We start from the raw sequence: 20,467 nt of genomic DNA on the forward strand, positions 1-20,467 counted from the left end.
TGGCTCTCCAGAGCCTACCTGCGGTCATACTCCTCCCGGGTCAGATCGAGCATCCAACCGCCGGCGCTTGGCCTCCAGGGCGGACAGGTGACTCTGCAGCGCCTCCTGGGCCTGAATCAGGGGTGTCCAGCAGACGGCCGATGTCGGCCAGGGAAAAGTCCACCTCCCGGTAGAAAAGAATCTGCTGGAGCCGGTCTACCTGCGCGGGGCCGTAAATGCGGTAGTCTGAGCGGGTGGTGCGCAGGGGTTTGAGCAGGCCGAACCGGTCATAGCAGCGCAGCGTGCGGGGGCTGACGCCGGACAGGTCAGCCAGCGCTTTGGCGGTGTATTCCATGGATGGTCCCTCCTGACAAAGGGGAGTATAAGCTATGACGCAGGGGAAAGGTCAAGGGCTTTTTGAAAAAAGGCGGGCGCTTTAAGCGCCCGCCTTTGGTGTTATCGTTTTCTGCGGCGTCCGCCGGTATAGCGAGAGCCGCTGTAGGCATAGCCGCGGCGCCGGCCGCCGCCCCGCTGGCCCCGGAAAAGGACCCGGCGCAGCACCAGTACGGCGATGAGCACCAGCACCGCCGCGATCACGATACGTACCCAGAGCTGGCCGAAGAATTTCTGAATGCGGTCCAGCCGGTAGAGCCACTCGGAGCGGCTGACCGAGGTGTTGGCCACCAGGTCCAGGGTGCCGTATTCGGTGCCCTTGTAGGAGACCGTGATGCTTCCTAGAACCTGGCCCTCCTCCACCGGGGCCTCCACCGACTCTGCAATGAGGCTCCAGTCCCAGTCAAAATCCTTTACGTCCATATCGTTGGGCAGAGTTGCGGTAAGGGTGCCCTCGGGCCGCACCACCAGCGAATTGACCTGGTCGGACAGGGTGACCGGAATCTCGGCGATGTTCAAGGCGGTATCATCCAAAATGGTCTGCTGGGAGAAGTTGTTGAAACCCCACTCCAGCAGCCGGGCGGATTCGGAAAACTGCAGGCGGCTGGTGTTGCCGGCCGCGTCCTTGGGGTTCTCCGCCCCCAGCACCACGGAGATGAGGTTCTTGCCATTCTTGCTGGCGGAGGCGGCCAGGCAGTAGCCCGCCTCCGGAGTGGAGCCGGTCTTGATGCCGTTGGCGTACTCGTAGAGGTAGCCGGTGATCCGATAGTTGGAGATCAGGGCGTTGGTGTCACGCACCACCCGCTGCTCGTGGAGGTTGGTGGCGGGCACCGTGTAGTTCTTGGAGGAGACGATGGTGCGGAATTCCGCGTGGTCCATGGCCTCGCGGCACATGAGATAGACATCATAGGCCGTGGTGTAATGGTCGTCGTCGTGGTAGCCGTGGGTGTTGGCAAAGTGGGTTTCCGCCATGCCGATCTCCGCCGCGCGCTGATTCATCTGCTCCACAAAGGCGGCGATGCTGCCGCTGACCGCCACAGCCAGGGCGTTGCAGGCCTCATTGGCGGAGGGAATCAGGGCGCAATTGAGCAGATCGCGCACCGTAAGCTGCTCCCCGGGCTTGATGTCGACTGTGGAGCCCCCCTCGCCGATCCCGGTAAACACATCGTTGCTGACGGTGATCACCTGGTCCATGCTCAGATCCCCCCGGTCCACTGCCTCCAGAGCCAGAAGCGCGGTCATCACCTTGGTGATGCTGGCGGGGTACATCCGCTCATGGGCGTTCTGGGCGTAGAGCACCTCGTCGGTATCCGGGTCGGCCAGCAGCGCGGCCCTGGCCTCAATGTGCATGCCGGCGACAATCCCGCTGGCCTCCGCGGTGGCGGTGGGGTCGGCGCTGCCGGCGGCAGCGGCTGGCAGGACCAGGAGTCCTGCCAGCAGGGGGATACAGAGGAAAAAGGACACAAGACGGTATTTTTTCATAGGAAACTCCCAAACAATGTGTTATACTGATTCTGTTACAGATTGCGCTTGTCATTATAGCAAACCAGAGCCTGCCGTGCAACAGGGGAGGCGGTTACAAAATGATGAAGATTTCAAAACTGGAGCTTTTGACCCTCCTTCTGGCGGCCGTTTTCCTGGCCTTCACAGCCGGATGGTTTTTGGGTGGGAGCCGACAGGCCGAAGGCGTGCGGGTGGAGACCCAGCGAACCCTGCGCCAGGCCGAGCCCATCGGGGCGCCCGCGCCGTCGCCGTCGGAGCAGACGCCAGCCCCGACGGAGCTGATCAACATCAATACTGCGGACGCGCAGACCCTGCAGCAGCTGCCGGGGATCGGGGAGAAGCGGGCCCAGGATATCATAGACTATCGGACTGAGCACGGACCCTTCCGGATCCCGGAGGATCTGACCAAGGTGGATGGGATCGGAGAGGGGACGCTGCAGGGCCTGATCGACCGGATTACAACAGGAGAGGAGCCCCAATGAAGATTTTAGTAGTAGACGACGAGAGGGTGCTGGTCAAGGGCATCAAATTCAACCTGGAGAGCGAAGGCTACCAGGTGGAGGTGGGCTATGACGGGGAAACCGCCGTGGATCTGGCCAGAAGCGGCGGCTTCGATCTGATTATCCTGGATCTCATGATGCCCAAAATTGACGGACTCCAGGCCTGTATGCGCATTCGGGAATTTTCCAATGTGCCCATTATCATGCTCACCGCCCGCAGCGAGGATGCAGATAAGATCATCGGCTTTGAGTGCGGCGCGGACGACTATATCACCAAGCCCTTCAACATTCTGGAGCTCAAGGCCAGGGTGCGGGCCTTGCTCCGCCGGGCGGGCATGGCCAACCAGAAGGAGAAGAACAGCCGCCTGAGCGTGGGGCACATCAGCCTGGATGCCGATTCCCGTACCGCCAAAAAAGACGGGCAGAGCGTGGACCTGACGGCTAAGGAGTTTGACCTGATGGAGCTGTTTCTGCGTAACCCGGGGCGGGTGTACTCCCGGGAGAATCTGCTCAATGTGGTCTGGGGCTACGAGTACGCAGGGGACTACCGCACCGTGGACGTGCATGTGCGCCGCCTGCGGGAGAAGCTGGAGCTGGATCCGGCCAACCCGGAGTATATTCTCACCAAATGGGGCGTGGGGTATTATCTGAAGAGCGTCTAGGTCCAGGGGGACGCTATCCCCCCTGAATATGAGACCGCTGTGCCGCGCCGCCCTGCGCGGCACAGCGGTCTCAATACCCCCTCACCCGCCCGCAGCGCGGGTGCCTGCCCGCCGGTACGGGCAGGGGGCAGGGTCCTGCGGCGAAGTGAATGCGCCTGCGGACTTCTTTTTATTCTATTTCTGCCGGAGGCCGGTGTCTCCGGATTGTTCGGGGATCGAGGTGAGCGCCATGGAAGATCAATCGAAGAAGGTGCCCTTCTGGCGCTCTCTGCGGACCAAGTTCGCCCTGACCTACATGGTCATTGTGGCTGCGGTGATCGTGTTGCTCAACACCTATCCGGTGCTGGTGTCCCAGGACCTGATGTATCAGTCCAAGAAGGCGTCCCTGCAGAGCCAGGCCGCGGTTATTGCCTCCGCCCTGGCGGGACCGGAGGTCCTGACGGCCGAGAGTGTGGAGCGGACCATCACGGTGCTGGGTATGCCCGGCGTGCGCAGGGTGATGGTCACGGACCCGGCGGGACAGATCCTTTACGACTACAACAATGGGGAGCGGGCGGGCACCGGGGGCCGTTATGCCCTGATCTGGGAGCTGACCACCGCTCTGCGGGGCAATGATGTGTTTCGCTCGGAATACCGGGAGGGGGCCTTCCGGAGCCGGGCGGCCGTGCCGGTGTCCTACCGGGGCATGACCATGGGTGCGGTCTATCTCTACGAGTATGACACGGAGCAGGGCGCCCTGCTGCTGGGCATCCAGAGCAACCTGCGCTCCATGTCCGTGGTGATCTGCATCGTGGCGGTGATTATGAGCGCGGTGTTCTCCCAGGCGCTCACCCGGCGGATCGGCGCGCTGCTCCGGGCCATCCGGGTGGTGCGGGAAGGCGAGTACAGCCACCGGGTGCCGGTGACCGGCGGGGACGAGCTGTCCCGGCTGGGGGAGGAGTTCAACGCCCTGACGGACCGCCTGCAGACCACCGAAGAGGTGCGCCGCCGGTTTGTCTCCGACGCCTCCCATGAGCTCAAGACGCCCCTGGCCTCCATCCGCCTGCTGACCGACTCCATCCTGCAGGCGGAAAATATGGACGACCAGACGGCCCGGGAATTTGTCAACGATATCGGGGAGGAGGCGGAGCGGCTTACCCGCATTACGGAAAAGCTGCTCACCCTCACACGGCTGGACAACGCTCTGCCGGCCAAAATCGTGCCGGTGGACGTGGCCTGGGTGGCGGAAAAGGTGCGCCATATGCTCACCCCCCTGGCCCGGTCGGCGGAGATTACCCTGGAGAGCCGGCTGGAGGAGGACTGCCTGGTGCTTGCCACGGAGGACGACCTGTACCAGATTGCCTTCAACCTGATGGAAAATGCGGTGAAATACAATGTACCCGGGGGCCGGGTGATCGTCACGGTGTTCCGGCGGGGAGAGGGGCGCGCCTGCTGGGTCACCCTCCGGGTGGAGGACACGGGCGTGGGGATCCCGGAGGGGGATATGACGAAGATCTTTGACCGGTTTTACCGGGTGGACAAGGCCCGCTCCCGGGCCGCGGGAGGCACCGGCCTGGGCCTGTCCATTGTCCGGGACATGGTGCGCCAGCACGGCGGGGCCGTCACGGTTCGCCGGCGGGAGCCGGAGGGCTCCTGCTTTGAGGTGTCTTTTCCCTATTACGCGGAAAAGGAGGAGATGCAGCCATGAGGAAGCGTGTGCTGATCCTGCTGTGCGGGATAGCCCTGCTGCTGTGCGCCTGCATCGGGCAGGGCGCGGAGCGGGGACAGCCGCCGAAGGGCGCCTACGGGGTTTACTACGCCGTGTCCGCTTCAAACCGGGGAAGCGCCGCGGTGGACTGCGAATACCGCACCCTGGAGGAGGGCGCCCAGCCGGTGCCCGCGCTGATGGAGCTGCTGCTTGCCCAGCCGGAGAATCTGGGCCTGAGCTCCCCCTTCCCAACGGGCGTGCGGCTGCTCTCCTGGCAGCTGGAGGAGGGGCAGCTGCACCTGGACCTGTCCGAGCAGTACGGCGGGCTGTCCGGCGTGGCCCTTACGGTGGCGGACTACTGCATTGCCCTCACCCTGTGCCAGGTGGAGGGGGTAGAGCGGGTCTACATCACCGTGGAGGGGGACGAGATGCCCTTCCGGCGCACCCAGCAGCTGAGCGCGGACGACGTGGTCCTCTCCGGCGCGGAGGAAGAGGCCGTTCATGTGCGGGTGAGCCTCTGGTTCCCGCGCAGCCAGGGGGACGGCCTGGGGGTGGAATACCGCCAGGTGACGCGCACGGAGGAGCATCCCCTGCGGGAGGCGGTGCTCACCGCCTGGCTGTCCGGCCCGGAGTATCAGAGCCTGACCACCTCCGTGCCGGAGGACACGCAGATCCGCTCGGTAGAGCTGGAAAACGGGATTTGCTATGTGAACCTGTCGGAGGATTTCCTGTCGGGTCTACCCTCGGACTCCGCCCAGAGGGCACTGTTGGTCTACGCCCTGGTCAACACCATGGGCAGCCTGGACTCGGTGGCCGGGGTGCAGCTGCTGGTGGAGGGGGAGGCCCCGGCCGCCATAGGCGGCGTGGACACGTCCCAGCCGCTGATTCCGGATCTGTCGCTGGAAAAGAATTGACAAGCCTGCTCCGGCGGGCGTAGGATAAAAAGCAGCCTGTCTGCAACGCATATCACGAAAGGAAGAAACGCCATGAGCCAGCAGCGCATCAGCACCCAGTGCATCCACGCCGGGTACACCCCGGGCAACGGGGAGCCCCGAAACATCCCCATCGTCCAGTCCACCACCTTCCGCTACGCCACCGGCGAGCAGATGGGCGCCCTCTTTGACCTGGAGGCGAGCGGCTATTTCTACACCCGCCTGCAAAACCCCACCAACGACCATGTGGCGGCCAAGATCTGCGCCCTGGAGGGGGGGACGGCGGCTATGCTCACCTCCTCCGGTCAGGCGGCCAACTTTTACGCCATTTTCAACATTGTCTCCTGCGGGGAGCACGTGGTGGCCTCCTCCGCCATCTACGGGGGCACCTACAATCTCTTTGCCGTCACTATGAAGCGCATGGGCATCCACTTCACCTTTGTGGAACCGGACTGCACCGGGGCGGAGCTGGAGGCGGCCTTCCGGCCCGAGACCCGGGCGGTGTTCGGCGAGTCCATCGCCAACCCGGCCCTCACTGTTCTGGACTTCGAGAAATTTGCCCGGGCGGCCCACGCCCACGGGGTGCCCCTGATTGTGGACAATACCTTCCCCACCCCGGTGAACTGCCGCCCCTTTGAGCATGGGGCGGACATTGTGACCCACTCCACCACCAAATATATGGACGGCCACGCCAACACAGTGGGCGGCGCCATTGTGGACAGCGGGAAATTCGACTGGGACGCCCACGCGGACAAGTTCCCCGGCCTGACCACCCCGGACGAGAGCTACCACGGGGTGACCTACACCCAGCGCTTTGGCCTGGAGGGGGCTTACATCACCAAGGCCACGGCCCAGCTGATGCGGGACTTCGGCTCCATTCCCTCCCCCCAGAACGCCTATTACCTGAACATCGGCCTGGAGACCCTGCCCCTGCGCATGGCCCGCCACTGTGAAAACGCCCTGGCCGTGGCCAGGTTCCTGAAGAACCACCCCAAGGTCTCCTGGGTGAGCTTCCCCGGCCTGGAGGGGGACAAATACTACGAGCTGGCCCAGAGGTATATGCCCGGCGGCACCTGCGGCGTGGTCTCCTTCGGCGTGAAGGGCGGACGGAAGGCGGCCTCCCGCTTCATGGCCGGGCTGAAGCTGGCCTCCATCGCCACCCACGTGGCCGATGCCAAGACCTGTGTGCTCCACCCCGCCTCCACCACCCACCGGCAGATGAGCGACGCCGAGCTGGCCGCGGCCGGCATCTCCCCCGACCTGGTGCGCCTGAGCGTGGGCATTGAGGACATTGCGGATATCCTGGCCGACGTGGAGCAGGCCCTGGCGGAGGTGTGAGAGCCGTGCACGTCAACCCCGAACTGTTTACCACAGCGCCCAGTGAGGCCCGCGATCCCCGGGAGATGGCGGTCTACGCCCTGTTGGATGGGCTGGGCATCCCCTACACCCGCTGCGACCACGACTATGCCAACACCATGGCCGACTGCCTGGCGGTGGAGGCGGTGCTGGGCGTGCCGGTGTACAAGAACCTGCTGCTGACCAACCGGCAGCAGACCGATTTCTACCTGCTGATGATGCCGGGGGACAAACCCTTTAAGACCAAGGACCTGACCGCGCAGTTGGGCTGTGCACGGCTGTCCTTTGCCACGCCGGAGCACATGGAGGCCCTCCTGGGGGCGGCCCCCGGCTCGGCCAGCGGGTTTGAGCTGATGAACGACCGGGAGGGCAGGGTACGCCTGCTGATGGACCGGGAGCTGCTCTCGGGAGAATATATCAGCGGGCATCCCTGTTTTTCCACCTCCACCCTGAAGGTGCGTATGGTGGATTTTCGCAACAAGTTTCTCCCGGCAGTCCGGCACGAGCCCACCATCGTGGATCTGCCCCGGCCGGATACGGACTGACAGAGCGCGCCGCCGCCCCGAAGGTATCTGCCTTCGGGGCATTTTTTGGTTAATGGATTCTTAAGGACTTGTTGCCGTACTGTAACTTGCCAAGGGAAGTGGAAGCGGCTATGATAAAAATGGAAGATAAACACGATGTGAAAGGAGCGAACAAGATGAAGCTGAGATCATTTCTCGCCCTGGTCTTTTGCCTGTCCGTTCTGGCCGGTACGTCTGCCGGCGCGGCGGGGGCGCAGGAGGCGCTCTGGGAGCGTACGGAGCCTGGCGGGAACTATGTGACGGTCCGCCTGACGTATCCGGAAGGGCAGGAGCTGGCTTGGGCGGATACCCAGAAGCTGTGCGTCCGTTACGCGGATACCCTGGAGCCGGTGGCGCTGAGCAGCCTGTATAAATGGGGAGGCTACCTGTTCGCCACCGTTCCGGCCGCTCAGGCGGACCGGCCGCTGGAGGTATTCCAGGGCGATCCGCTGCATTTTATGGACCATGTGACGGTATGGGAGGGACATGAGTACTACGACGCCCCCGTGGGCACCGATGCGCTGAACCTCCGGGGGGTCATCCTGGGGGACGGTACGGGACAGCTGAAGGCCGATTCGGCCATCACCCGGGCGGAGGCCTTCACCATTCTATGCCGTCTGCTCTCCCTGGAGCCGGGGGAGGAGCCGGGGTTTGCAGATGTGAAGAGCGGCGACTGGTACTATGAGACGGCCTCGGCAGCCCGGGCGGCGGGCATTACCAACGAGCCGGAGTACTTCCGCCCACTGGACAGCGTGACCCGGGGCGAGTTCACGGTCATGCTCTGCCGGGCCATGAAGACCGTGGGCTGGCTGGACGAGGATGCGGAGTGCAAATGGACCCTGGAGGACTGGCAGGTGGAGGATGGGACAGAGATCCCGGATTGGGCTCTGCCGTCCTATCTGGCTCTGGCCTCCCACGGCGCGGCGCCCGCGCTCACCTGGGAAGAGACTGGGGAGTCGGAGGACGGTGGGCCGGTATATAAGGTCCGTGTCGAATCGGGGCGGAAGATCACCCGGGGAGAGGTGATCGAGTTTGTGAGCAGCGCTTTGAGCTATGTGCCCCTCTACCCCTCCCCGGAGGCCATTGCATACGGCTTTGACCAGGCCATGCCGGTCATCGACGGCTCCACCTCCACCAAGCCATACACCGACGCGGTGTATGCCGCCCTGTTTGACAACTATACCAATCACCCCCAGTACCCGGCCAAGCACTCCAAGAGCTACTATTCCTATGAGCGGCTGATCAGCGGCGAGGCGGACCTCCTCTTCGCCTCCACCAAGCCCACCGAGGCCACCCTGGCCAAGGCCAAGGCAGCCGGGGTGGAGCTGGAGCTTATCCCCATCGCCCACGATGCCATGGTGTTCTTCACCAACAGTGCCAATTCTGCGGAAAATCTCACCATGGAGCAAATACGAAACGTATATGTGGATAATGCCTATACAAATTGGGATGAACTGGGCGGCTCGGACGCGGCCTTTGTCCCCTATTGCCGCAATGGAGACAGCGGCAGCCAGGCTCAGATGGAGGAGTTCTTCCTGAAAGGGGCGGAAATCCATCCGGATATCAAGCGGGAGACCACCTCGGTGTCCATGGCCTCGGTGATTACCGACGTGGAGGAGGCCTATCAGGCCGAGCCTCTGACCTATGCCCTGGGGTACAGCATCTATTACTACTACCAGAGCGCCACTCAGATCCTGCTGGGCGATGTGGACGCCCTCAAGCTGCTCGCGGTGGAGGGGGTGTACCCCAGCGACGAGACCATTGCCGACGGCAGCTATCCCCTGGCGGGCTATAATTACGCAGTGGTGCGCTCCGACGAGCCGGAGGACTCCCCGGCCCGCCGCATGGTGGACTTCATGCTCAGCCAGCGGGGACAGGAATGCGTGCTCGGCGCGGGATTCGGCCCTCTGAAGCCTCTGGAAGGCGCATAAGCGGAACTGAAGAAAAGCAAGCGCCCCGGATACGGCAAAGCCGTATCCGGGGCGCTTTTGACGCCGAGTCAGGGGGAGGCGGTCATGGACCGGGCCACATAGCCCTCGCCGTAGAGCAGGTCGTAGACCAGAGTGCGGTAATCGTCGGCCGTGTCGGATGCGGCCCCGGCGGGGGGCTGCACGTAAGGGACACCGTCCCCGTCCACAAAGAGCCGCTGACGATAGAGCTGCATGTCCGCAAGCGCGCGGTCCACCCAGCGGAAGTAGAGCGGCTTGTCCACCCCTGCCCAGTCCAAAATACTGGTGCCCAGCCGCAGAGTGCTGACGACCCCGGGAATCTCCAGCTCAGCGCCGTAGTTGTTCCAGACCAGAAAGGGGGTGGTGAGCATCCGCTTGAGCTCCTCCGGCTGCCAGGTACCGGTGTCGGCGGAGCTGGAGTAGCCCAGCAGAGAGTACACGGTGTTGTCGTCGTCCAGGGCCAGGCTGGGCAGGTGGTCCCCCCAGAATACCACCATCACCGGCTCCGGACAGCCCTCAAAATAGTCCAGCAGGGCGCCTAGGGCCGCGTCCGCGTCGTGCAGGCCCTGGAGCAGGGCGTCCACGGAGGCCAGAGCGGTCTCGTCCAGGCCGGGGGCGGACCAGCGCAGACCGGAGGGCTGTGAAAATTTGCCGGCGTAATAGGGCTGGTGATTTTCCATGGACAGGCCGTAGAGCAGCAGAGGTCTGCTCTTGTCCCGCCCCTCAAATTCCGCAATGAGCTGCTGGGTCAGGGCCAGGTCGGAGAGATAGGGGCCGGAGCGCGGCGCGTCCGAAGGGAAATCGCCTTCAAAGACCAGCGTTTCAAAGCCGATGGCGGGGAAATTGCTCCGCCGGTTGTAGAGCCGGTCAGAGAAGGAGTGGATGAACTCGGTGGCATAGCCTTCTGAGGAGAAGGCCTTAATGATCGAGGGGATGCGCTCATAGGCGGAGGCGTCCTTGAGAGAGGTGAGCGATTCATCCTCCCCCAGGTAGGCGCTGGGAATCCCGGTAAAGACCTCCATTTCCACATTGCCCGTGCCCCCGGCGTAGGTATTGGAGAGAAATTCACCGGAGGGCCACGCCTGGGCCAGAGCGTGGAAGTTGGGGATGGGGTCGTCCTGGAACTCCACCCCGGGGAGCACCACCGTGGGATCGCAGAAGCTTTCCGACATCACGAGAATCACATTGGGCCGCACACCCTGGGCATTGTGTGCATCCGCATCCGCAGGGGCGCCCAGTCGGGCCTGGACGAGAATGGCGTTCATGCGCTCCTCGTTATAGGCGTCCGGCTCCTGCACGGCATGGTCCAGAATACCGCTGAACAGCCCGGCGAGAAAGCCCAGACGCTGGTTGCGCTCGGCCTGGATTTCCCCGCCGGGGCCCAGGAGAAAGGCCCGGGCGGGAGCCAGTGTGCCCGAACCGACCAGAACCAGGGCGCAAGCCAGAGCGGCCGCCAGGCGGATTGGCCACCGGCGGCGCAGATGTCTGGGGCGGTGAGCCAGAAGAAAGATCAGAATCATAGGGACGGCCAGAAGGGCGAAGGCCAGCCAGAAGCCGGGGCCCATGGCCGTCCTGGGCTGGACAAAGCCCAGCAGCTCCCCCGCCCGCCCCGCCATAGCCAGATCGCTGGCCAGCAGGGGGACGCCGTTGGCCACCTCCTTAAAATGGCTGGCCATGGCGAGGCATACTGCGGAGACCTGGACAATCATGGCCGAACAGAAGAGCCGCTGAGTCAGGGCGGCCAAAAGGACCTGGGCCGCCAGGAGCAGGAGATAAGTAAACAGGGCGGCCCCCGGGTGGCCGCCCAGCCAGGCAAAGACCGCCCCCACATCCTGCAGGGTCATCAACTGACAAGAGAACAGGGACACCAGCGGGGCCAGGCCGCACAGGGCATACCAGACCCAGGGCTTGGAGCAGAGCGCCCAGACCGGCCGTTTGGGTTTTGAGGGCTCCCGGGGCGGCTCCGGCGGCCGCCCAGCCGCGGAGTGGGCCGGTATGACCGCCTGGGGCTGGGCGGAGGCGGGCCTGCGGGCCGCGTTGGAGCGCTGACGGTTCTTCTTCCGGCGGCGCTCCAGCTCCCGCTGTCTGCGGGCGGTATTCGATTTGGCCATGGGTCCACCTCCTCTCAGGCAAACGGATACAAAACAAAAAGATTATAGCAGATTCTGATGAAAACGCAAGCGCGGGGCCGGAAGGGGCGATAAAACAGAAAGCTTCCCCTCCGCGCCTCTGGCGCGGAGGGGAAGCCGGGATGTTCAGACCTCCATGATGACAGGCAGGATCATGGGGTTGCGCTTGGTCTTTTTGTAGAGGAAGCTGGAGAGGGCGTTTTTGACCTCACTCTTGATGGCGGCCCAGTCGGTGCAGTTGTCACGCTGGCAGTTTTCCAGAGCGCGCATGGCCACGCACCGCAGCTCCTCCATCAGCGCCTCGGACTCCTTCACGTATACAAAGCCCCGGGTGATGATGTCCGGGCCGGAGACCAGGCTGCCGTCCTCGCCGGACATGGAGGTCACCACCACGATCATGCCGTCCTCGGCCAGATGCTTGCGGTCCCGCAGCACCACGCTGCCCACGTCGCCCACGCCGTAGCCGTCCACAAACACCCGGCCCGAGGGCACGGTGCCGTTGATCTTGGCGGAGCTGGGGGTAAGCTCGATGACCTTGCCGATGTCGCTGATGATGATATGCTTGGGATTCATGCCCATCTGCTGGGCCAGCTTGGCGTGGGTCTTGAGGTGGCGCTGCTCGCCATGGAGCGGGATAAAGAATTTGGGCTGCACCAGGGCGTGGATGATCTTCAGCTCCTCCTGGCAGGCATGGCCGGAGACATGGAGGGCCGCCTCCCGCTCGTTGACCACCTCGGCGTCCTTGCGGTAGAGCTCGTTGACCACGTTGCCGATGGCGTTCTCGTTGCCCGGAATGGCGGAGGCGGAGATGATGACCCGGTCCCCGGCCTGTATGTCCACCTGCCGGTGGGTGGAGTAGGCCATGCGGGTGAGGGCGGACATGGTCTCCCCCTGGCTGCCGGTGGTGATGATGCAGATCTTATTCTTGGGTAGGCTCTTGATGTGGTTGATGTCCACCACCACGCCCTCCGGCACCTTCATGTAGCCCAGCTCGGTGGACACCTTCATGGCGTTTTCCATGCTGCGGCCGGTGACCGCCACCTTGCGGCCGTAGCGGGCGGCCACGTCGATGATCTGCTGGATGCGGTCCACGTTGGAGGCGAAGGTGGTGACGATGATGCGGCTTTCACACCCGCGGAACAGGGCGTCAAAGGATGCGCCCACGCTGCGCTCGCTCTTGGTGTAGCCGGGGCGCTCCACATTCGTGGAGTCGGCCAGCAGGGCCAAAACGCCCTCCTTGCCCAGCTGCCCCAGGCGGCCCAGATCCATCATGCCCCCCTGGATGGGCGTGGGGTCGATCTTGAAGTCGCCGGTGTGCACCACCGTGCCAACGCCACACTTGATGGCGAAGCTCACCGCGTCGGCAATGGAGTGGTTGGCGTGGATGAATTCCACGGTGAATTTACCCGCCTTCACAACCTCGCCCGCCTCGCAGGTGACCAGCTTGGTCTTGTCCAACAGACGGTGCTCCTCCAGCTTGAGCTTCACCAGTCCCGCGGTCATGCGGGTGGCGTAGATGGGGGCCTGCACGTCCCGCAGCAGATAGGGGATGGAGCCGATGTGGTCCTCATGCCCGTGGGTGAGGAAGATGCCGCGGATGCGGTCCCTGTTCTTGATAAGATAGGTGAAGTCGGGGATAACCACGTCGATGCCGTACATATCGTCGTCGGGGAAGCCCATGCCAACGTCCACCACGATCATATCCCCGCCGTACTCGTATACGGTCAGGTTCTTGCCGATCTCGTTCAGACCGCCCAGAGAAATAATTTTCAATTTTTCTGCCATTGTATCAGTATGACACTCCTTCTTTATTTTTCCCATTGGTTGGGTATGTAGGGACACGGGAGCGCCGGGACTGCCCATTCGGGCACAGCAAAACAAGGGCGAATCCGCCCGCCCGTTCCGGCCCTGCCTCGCCGGAAAAGGGGGCGGCCCCTCGCCATGGTCCGCGCTCTATTCATACCGTGTCCTGCCTTATATCAGTGCGCTGAACACACATAAAGCCATCTTTGATTTATTTAGTATACCACACAAGCATGGAAAAGTATACCTTTATTTTTCCTCCGGCGCGGCGTCCAGCTTCCGCACCTGCTGGGCAAAGAAATCGCACAGCTCGGCGGCGGTCTCCAGGTCGGGTCCCTCACCCACCACCCGCAGGGCGGGGCGGCGGGTGAGGGGGGACAGATAGACCCAGCCCTGTCCCTGACGCAGGCGGACGCCGTCTCCGGCGGGCTCGGCCCCGGCTGCAGCGGCCAGGACCTGCATCAGCTCGCCCCGGCTGCGGCGCAGAGGGACCTCCCGGCTGCGCAGGGCAAAGCGGGGAATTTTGCCCGCCAGGGCCTGCAGCGATTCCCCAGTGACCCCCATACGGGCGCAGATGCGGCAGGCGGCGAATACGCCGTCCCGCAGCCAGGGCAGCGCCTGGTAGCGCTCCTCCGCCTCCGGGCCGTCCCGACCCAGGCGCAGGGCCGCCCCCCGGCAGCCTGCGGCGGTGGTCTCCACTGCTACAGGAGCCCCGGAGGGAACCGCCACCCGCCCGCCGCCGTTCTCGCACTCAATGAGGGTGATCAGAGTAAGGAGGGACTCCGGGGGCAGAGGCTTCCCGGCCTCATCCCAGCCAGAGAGCCGAAAACCGCCGTGTTCGGAGGCGAAGCCTGGAATACCGGGCCTGCGCTCTTCCAGGACCGTGCAGCCCAGTTCGGCCAGAGCCTCGGCCATCGCCCGGTCATTTGGCGTGCGGCCGGGCACGGAGACCTCCACATGCCGCAGCGGAGCGCGGGAAAAACGGGCGCGCCGGGCGGCGTCGGCGGCATAGGCGGCGTGTACGCCGGAGACGTTGTCCCATTTGCCCACCCGCAGGGCAGGTACACGGGATTGCTCCCCGCGGAGCAGCGCGCTCTCCAGCTTGCGCTGGCGGGCCCGGTCCAGGGGCAGGCCGCTGCGTCCGAACAGGTGCAGGTAGACCCGTTCCCCCTCCTGTTCCACAAAGAGAGAGGAGGTCAGACCATAGCACTCCCCGAGCCAGGCGGCTGCGGCGGGTGAGGGGGCGTCATGCAGGTAGACCCGAGCGCCGGCGGCGGCCGCTCCGCTGCCCGCCGCTTGGGCCAGCATACGGGCCCCCTCGCCTCCGGAGTGGCCGAGCCCCAGCGCTCCGTCGGCGGCGAACAGATTGCCCAGCGCGAGCAGTAGCTCCGGACCGATCTCCGCGCCCAGGCCGCCCCGGATCACGCCGCCGTCCCCAAAGGCGACAGGCCCGCGCATCCCGCCGGTGGTCAGGTTGGAGGTGAGCTTTCCATGGGCAGGGGCCTCCCGGTTGGGCCACACCTTGACCCCCTCGGCCAGGATGGCGTCTTCTCCGGCCCGGGCGTTCTCACCCAGCACCGCGCCCTCGTTGAGGACGCAGCCATCCCCGGCCCATGCGCCTTTGCACAGGATGGCCCCATACAGGGCGGCGCCCGCCCCCACCGCGCAGCCGTGGAGCACGGAGCGCTGCACCATGGAGCGCGGCCCCACCGTGCTTCCGGAGCCCAGGGCGGTGTGGGGGCCGATGAGACAGCCGGGGGCCAGGGACACGTCCCGCCCGATGCGGCAGGGGGGAATGATCTGCACACCCGGGGGAATGGGGCTGGCCGACCACACGCCGGGGGCGATCTGCGGCGCGCTCAGGTCCAGATGCACTTTGCCGGACAGCGCGTCGGCCACGCAGTCCAGATAGGCCCTGCAGTCCCCCATGTCGCACCAGTAGCCCTCTGCGCAATAGCCGAACAGGGGCGCGCCCTCCGAGAGAAGGCGGGGAAACAGATCCCGACCAAAGTCGCAGGGCTCCCCGTCAGGCACATGCTCCATGGCCTGACGGGTGAGCAGGTAGATGCCCGTGTTGACCATGTCCGTCACAACCTGGCCCCAGCCGGGCTTTTCAATGAACCTGGTGATTCGTCCCCGGTCATCGGTGACCACCAGGCCGTATTCCAGCGGCGCTGGATGGGGGTGGAGCACCAGGGTGGCGGCGGAGGGCTGGCTGCGGTGGAAGGCGATGGCGGCCTCCAGGTCCAGGTCGCACACCGCATCCCCGCTGATCACCAAAAAGTCCTCGTCGCCCAGAAAGGACATGCAGTTTTTTACGCCGCCCGCAGTGCCCATGGGCTCCCGCTCCACAAAATAGGCCAGGCGTACACCGAACTCGCTGCCGTCCCCAAAGTAGTCCATGACCGCCTGGGGCATGTACTGCAGGGTGACCGCGATCTCCCGGATGCCGCAGCGGCGGAGCAGGTCGATGATATGGGCCATTACCGGCCGGTCAAACAGGGGGGTCATGGGCTTGGGCAGCCCCAGGGACAGGGGGCGCAGGCGAGTACCCTCGCCCCCGGCCATAATCACTGCTTTCAAGTGAAAACCATCCTTTCAAAGCGGGTTTCCACTAGTATTGCCACACAAGCAAAAAAATAAGCCTGCGGGCACTGTCGGCTCGCAGGCGGTTCGCGGAAGGGGAAAGGTTCAATTGAAAACCATACCGTAGCGGAAGAGCACACGCCTCCACCAGGACAGGGACTGCCAGACGGCCGCGGCCTGCTCCCGTGCGGCAGCCAGGACTGCGTCGCGCTCTGCCGCGGTCAGGGGGTGCTGGCTGAATTTTGCTTTTTTGGCCAGGGCTTCCACCTCCTCTGGGATGCAGCCGCCCCAGCGGGAGAGCCGGACCAGATAGCGGTAGGCATCGATCACAGCGCGGTCGGGCTCCGATCCAAGCCAGCGCCGCGCCCTGCGGCGGAGCAGAATTCGGCGGCGCAGCGCCAAAACGGCCAGAACGGCCAGGGCCGCCGCCGGGATCCACAGCAGACGCGGGGGGAGGATGGAGCTCTCGTCCGCGGGCGAAGGCGCGGGCGTGGGTGTGGGCGTCGGCCAGGGCGTGGCCGGGCCGGCGGAGGGGCGCGGCGTGATCGCGGCACCGGGGGTGGGGCTGGGCTGGGCAACCGTCCCGCTCTGACCGGGGCGGCTCCCGGCATAGGCGGGAGTGACCTCCACAGGCTCCCAGCCGTAGCCATCCAGGTAGACTTCGACCCAGGCGTGGGCGTTGGAGTCGGGTACATTGGCCTTTCCGGAGGCCGGAATATCAGCCACATAGCCGGCCACATAGCGGGTGGGAATCCCCACCAGCCGCAGCAGCAGGGCGGCGGCGCTGGCAAAATGCATGCAGTAGCCCTGTCGGCTCTCGGTGAGGAAATAGAGCGTCGCGTCCTCCCCGTCCGGGGCGGCGGGGGTGTCCGGATCATAGACCGCAAGTTTGCCCAGATAATCCCTGATCAGGGCGGCAATTTCCAGTCTGAATTCATTGGAAGAGGTGTAAGAACCGTACATCAGCGCCTGGTAGTGGGGGTTGTCCGCCCCGCCGGGAAGGGAGTGCCCGGGGTGATTGAGCATCTGCTCCAGACAGTCGGACAGGGGGGAGAGAAGCTCCGCCGGCACGTCACAATAGTGGAGGCCGGCAAAGTCCCGGTAGGAGGCCTCGGCCTGCCTGGCCTGTGGAGACAGCTGGGCCTGACTGAGCGGATCGCATTCCGGCATCACATAGAGGGTGTGCTTCCACACCCCCTCCTCCCGGGCCAGCCAGCCGTCGTGGACGAACTGGGCTCCGTTGACCTGCTCCGGGGTGGAGAGCAGCTGGTAGGGGTAGTACACATACCCCGGATCAGCGCCCGTGTTTTCCACGCTCACCGGCACATAATTGTGGCCGGGAAAGGCGTCCCGGTCGGCCAGGGCGGGAAAGTTCATGGGCTGAAAGCCGCCCAGGGAGGGGCGGTAAAGGCTGCTGTAGAGGGGGAGCGGATCGCTCTCCCAATCCAGCAATTCATAGTCCGCGTCGGACAACGGCGACCACTGGCTGTCCTGATAAACTCCGGCGGAAAAGCCGCGCAGGTAGATCCGGCCCCGCAGCGGGGTCTCCACCCGCAGCACCATGCGCCCGGAGTAGCGCAGGGGGCCGGCGCTGGACAGGTCGACGCCGGCGTCGGCGGCGGTCAGAGCGCCGCCGGACCTGTCGAACAGAAAACGGTCAGTGATGCGGGTGACCCAGCTGGTGAGCGAGACGTTGGCCCGGTCGGCCCAGGCCGGACGCTGATAGTCCTCCCGGGGTAGGGCGGCGGTGAGCACCAGCAGCAGGACCGCCGCGGCGGGGAGGGCAAGAAGGGTCAGGCGGGCGCCGCCGGCGGGATCCCATCGGCCGGCCAGAGCGGAGAGGGCCATGGCGCACCACACGCACAGCAGGGCGGCCAGGGGCGGCCAGGCGGGGGTGATGAGAATGGCCACCGGAACCGCGGCGAAGGGGAGCGTAAAGGCGAGGGTGAGCCAGGCTGAGCGCAGGCGCACCGCGGACAGACCCAGCAGGCCGGCCAGGGGCAGGGCCGCGGCGCCCACCAGCACAGTGGCGGCCTGCGTCCAGATTGACTGGGGCAGCTGGGCGATGGGCTCTATCACGCCGATGGATGGAAACTGGGCGGCAAAGGTGTTGACCACCGCGCAGCGCACCGCGATTTCACCCAGATACAGGGTTCCTCGCAGCCGCCAGACGGCCAGGGCGGCGGCGCAGACCACACACAGCAGCGCCAGCCAGCGCAGACGGGGCAGAGAAAAGACCGCCAAGAACAGCCCGGCCCACACCGCGCACAGAATCAGCAGATGGGACTCGGACACGGGCGCGGAAAAGGCGGAGGTAAAGCAGAACACCGCCCCGTATAGGGACAAAAAGAGCAGGATACCGCCGGTCAGAAGGGACACAGGGGAGACGGGGAAGGCACGGGCGGCGGGCTTCATAGGCTCCCTCCTTCCCATTGGGGGGTGATGTGGAGGCGGCGCACCACGCCGGGCTCTCCGGGGATGGAGATGGGGCCGTCCAGCACCGACCGCCCCGCAGCGGGGGCGGACAGGGAAAAGGCCTCCTCCAGAAAACCCGCCAGCTCCCGCGGGCAGGTGACGACGCTGCAGTGGACTGCACCGGAGCGGGGGTCGGCCCACACGATGGCGTGGGGGCGTGCCTGCTCCAGAAGCCCCCGGGACAGGGCGCACAGGCAGGCAAATACCCGGTCCAGCTCCTCTGGGGCGCCGAAGTGGTCATAGGTCAGGGCCAGGGGGGCGCGGTGGGGCTCCAGGGTCTCCCGTACCACCAGCTCGTCCCGCTTGGAGGAGAGCTTCCAGTGGATGGCGCGCAGGGGGTCCCCGGCCCGGTAGTCCCGCAGGTCGTAGTCCTCGCCGGGGCCGCCGCCGGGGCGGGGGCGCAGACGGACGCCCTGCTGCTCGCTGCCGGTCAGCTCCGGGGGGAGGGGAAGCTCCAGAGGCTCCGGGGTGATCAGCAGAGCGGCCGATCCGCCATGGCGGACCGGTAGGGAGAACAGGCCCAGCAGGTCGCACACCCGGGCCCGGCTGATCCGGCACACCACCTGTCCGCAGTGGGGTGCGGCAAAGGAGATCTCCATCGCCGCACCCCCGCCGGCCCCGCAGAAATCCCGACGGAAGCTGCGGCGCGTCCCGGTCAATTGATTGGTATAATCATACCACACCCGCACCCGGGACAGGGGCAGATGGGTGGGATTGGACAGGGACAGCACAAAGGCGCCCTCCGCTCCCCGGACGACCCGGGAGGCACGAGGGCCGAGGGAGAGGCGGCAAAGGCGCATCCCCGGCAGGCTCAGGGCCAGAGAGAGCAGGGGAAAGAGGAAGGCCAGTGCCAGAAGAAAAGTGGACAGCCAGCCTACAAAGACGATCTGGAAGAGAACTGCGGCGGCCAAAAGCCCGGCATAGCCGATCCGGCGATGGAGCATGGCCTTACTCCACCTTGGGGGCCGGGACGGCGCGCAGCAGCTCCTCCGCCGGGCGGAAGGGCTCGGCCTCGCTCTGAGCCCGGGGGGAGAGCAGCAGCCGGTGGGTCACCACGTCGGAGAACACCAGGGCCACATCCTCCGGCAGGACATAGTCCCGCCCCAGCAGCAGGGCGGCGGCCTTGGCCATGGCGGTCACCGCCAGCGTGGCCCGGGGACTGGCCCCCTGGAGGATCAGGGGATGACTGCGGGTGGCGGTGATCAGCCTGACGATGTAGTCCAGCACCTCGTCAGAGACGTAGACCCGGTCGGCCTGCGTCCGCAGATCGGCCAGACCGGCCAGATCGGTCACCTGACGCACATGGTCCAGGGGATTGCCCGCCTGCTTGCGGCGCACCATGGCCGCCTCATCCGCCGGGGCGGGGTAGCCGATGGACAGACGCACCATAAACCGGTCCAGCTGGGAGTCGGGGAGCAGCTGGGTGCCGGAGGCGCCGGCCGGGTTCTGGGTGGCGATGACCAGAAAGGGCTGGGGCACCGCATGGGATACCCCGTCCACCGTTACCTGCCCCTCCTCCATGGCCTCCAGCAGGGCGGACTGGGTGCGGCTGGTGGCCCGGTTGAGCTCGTCCGCCAGAAACAGATTGCACAGCACCGCGCCCGGCTGGTACTCCATCCGTCCAGACGCCTTGTTAAAGATGGAAAAGCCCGTGATGTCCGAGGGCATCACGTCCGGCGTGAACTGCACTCGGTTATAGGACAGACCCAGGGCCCGGGAGAAGGCCAGGGCCATGGTGGTCTTGCCCACGCCGGGAATATCCTCCAGGAGGATATGTCCCCGGGCCAAAATGGCCAGCAGAACCTTGCCCAGCACCTCGTCCTTGCCCACCACGGCCTGACGGACCTGGGCGAGTACCTCGCCCAATAACGGATTCCCCTTCATGAATGCGCCGCCCTCCTGCATCAATTTCTTCCATTTTATCGAAAGGTGATAGTTATGTCAACTGAG

The 20,467-nt window shown here is 65.1% G+C and carries 15 protein-coding genes; 7 read left to right on the forward strand and 8 right to left on the reverse strand.

The window, feature by feature from the left end:
- Positions 1-40 precede the first annotated feature (40 nt).
- Together H9Q75_RS09800 and H9Q75_RS09805 are read right to left on the reverse strand one after the other, a co-directional pair.
- Positions 41-334 (reverse strand): MerR family transcriptional regulator, encoded by a 294-nt coding sequence (locus H9Q75_RS09800; protein ID WP_207720818.1) that lies wholly within the window; start codon positions 332-334, stop codon positions 41-43.
- A 101-nt stretch (positions 335-435) separates the two neighbouring features.
- On the reverse strand, positions 436-1,854 hold the full coding sequence (locus H9Q75_RS09805) for a D-alanyl-D-alanine carboxypeptidase family protein (protein WP_186566574.1): 1,419 nt from the start codon (positions 1,852-1,854) through the stop codon (positions 436-438).
- Positions 1,855-1,955: 101 nt separating this feature from the next.
- Between H9Q75_RS09805 and H9Q75_RS09810 the strand changes: the two genes are divergently transcribed.
- The 7 genes from H9Q75_RS09810 (at position 1,956) to H9Q75_RS09840 (ending at position 9,506) form a co-directional block, all read left to right on the forward strand.
- Positions 1,956-2,357, forward strand: a complete 402-nt coding sequence (locus H9Q75_RS09810) for a ComEA family DNA-binding protein (protein ID WP_243200782.1) — start codon at positions 1,956-1,958, stop codon at positions 2,355-2,357.
- Positions 2,354-3,037, forward strand: coding sequence for a response regulator transcription factor (locus H9Q75_RS09815; RefSeq protein ID WP_186566576.1), 684 nt, complete (start codon positions 2,354-2,356; stop codon positions 3,035-3,037). The genes H9Q75_RS09810 and H9Q75_RS09815 overlap by 4 nt, the downstream gene beginning before the upstream one ends.
- A gap of 229 nt (positions 3,038-3,266) precedes the next feature.
- On the forward strand, positions 3,267-4,724 hold the full coding sequence (locus H9Q75_RS09820) for a sensor histidine kinase (RefSeq protein WP_186566578.1): 1,458 nt from the start codon (positions 3,267-3,269) through the stop codon (positions 4,722-4,724).
- Entirely contained in the window at positions 4,721-5,638 is a 918-nt protein-coding gene (locus H9Q75_RS09825; protein ID WP_186566580.1) for a GerMN domain-containing protein, read from the forward strand. The genes H9Q75_RS09820 and H9Q75_RS09825 overlap by 4 nt, the downstream gene beginning before the upstream one ends.
- Before the next feature lie 72 nt (positions 5,639-5,710).
- The gene (locus tag H9Q75_RS09830) at positions 5,711-6,994 is read left to right on the forward strand and encodes an O-acetylhomoserine aminocarboxypropyltransferase/cysteine synthase family protein (RefSeq protein WP_186566582.1); all 1,284 of its coding nucleotides are present in this window, start codon (positions 5,711-5,713) and stop codon (positions 6,992-6,994) included.
- A 5-nt stretch (positions 6,995-6,999) separates the two neighbouring features.
- Positions 7,000-7,557: a prolyl-tRNA synthetase associated domain-containing protein gene (locus H9Q75_RS09835; RefSeq protein WP_341480933.1), complete on the forward strand. Its 558-nt coding sequence runs from the start codon at positions 7,000-7,002 to the stop codon at positions 7,555-7,557.
- Positions 7,558-7,712: 155 nt separating this feature from the next.
- Positions 7,713-9,506 (forward strand): substrate-binding domain-containing protein, encoded by a 1,794-nt coding sequence (locus H9Q75_RS09840; RefSeq protein WP_186566584.1) that lies wholly within the window; start codon positions 7,713-7,715, stop codon positions 9,504-9,506.
- 68 nt (positions 9,507-9,574) lie between these two features.
- Here H9Q75_RS09840 and H9Q75_RS09845 read toward each other — a convergent pair whose 3' ends face one another.
- The 6 genes from H9Q75_RS09845 to H9Q75_RS09870 all read right to left on the reverse strand — a co-directional run bounded on the left by H9Q75_RS09845 (position 9,575) and on the right by H9Q75_RS09870 (position 20,401).
- Positions 9,575-11,635: a sulfatase-like hydrolase/transferase gene (locus tag H9Q75_RS09845; RefSeq protein WP_186566586.1), complete on the reverse strand. Its 2,061-nt coding sequence runs from the start codon at positions 11,633-11,635 to the stop codon at positions 9,575-9,577.
- Between the two features lie 144 nt (positions 11,636-11,779).
- Positions 11,780-13,438 (reverse strand): ribonuclease J, encoded by a 1,659-nt coding sequence (locus tag H9Q75_RS09850; protein WP_186566588.1) that lies wholly within the window; start codon positions 13,436-13,438, stop codon positions 11,780-11,782.
- Positions 13,439-13,705: 267 nt separating this feature from the next.
- On the reverse strand, positions 13,706-16,030 hold the full coding sequence (locus H9Q75_RS09855) for a sugar phosphate nucleotidyltransferase (protein WP_341480934.1): 2,325 nt from the start codon (positions 16,028-16,030) through the stop codon (positions 13,706-13,708).
- Positions 16,031-16,147: 117 nt separating this feature from the next.
- On the reverse strand, positions 16,148-18,457 hold the full coding sequence (locus H9Q75_RS09860) for a transglutaminase-like domain-containing protein (RefSeq protein WP_186566592.1): 2,310 nt from the start codon (positions 18,455-18,457) through the stop codon (positions 16,148-16,150).
- The gene (locus tag H9Q75_RS09865; protein WP_186566594.1) at positions 18,454-19,461 is read right to left on the reverse strand and encodes a DUF58 domain-containing protein; all 1,008 of its coding nucleotides are present in this window, start codon (positions 19,459-19,461) and stop codon (positions 18,454-18,456) included. Before H9Q75_RS09865 ends, H9Q75_RS09860 begins: the two co-directional genes overlap by 4 nt.
- Positions 19,462-19,465: 4 nt before the next feature.
- Positions 19,466-20,401, reverse strand: a complete 936-nt coding sequence (locus H9Q75_RS09870; RefSeq protein WP_186566595.1) for an AAA family ATPase — start codon at positions 20,399-20,401, stop codon at positions 19,466-19,468.
- Positions 20,402-20,467 lie beyond the last annotated feature (66 nt).

Source organism: Lawsonibacter celer (genome assembly GCF_014281125.1).
Lineage (GTDB): Bacteria > Bacillota > Clostridia > Oscillospirales > Oscillospiraceae > Lawsonibacter_B > Lawsonibacter_B celer.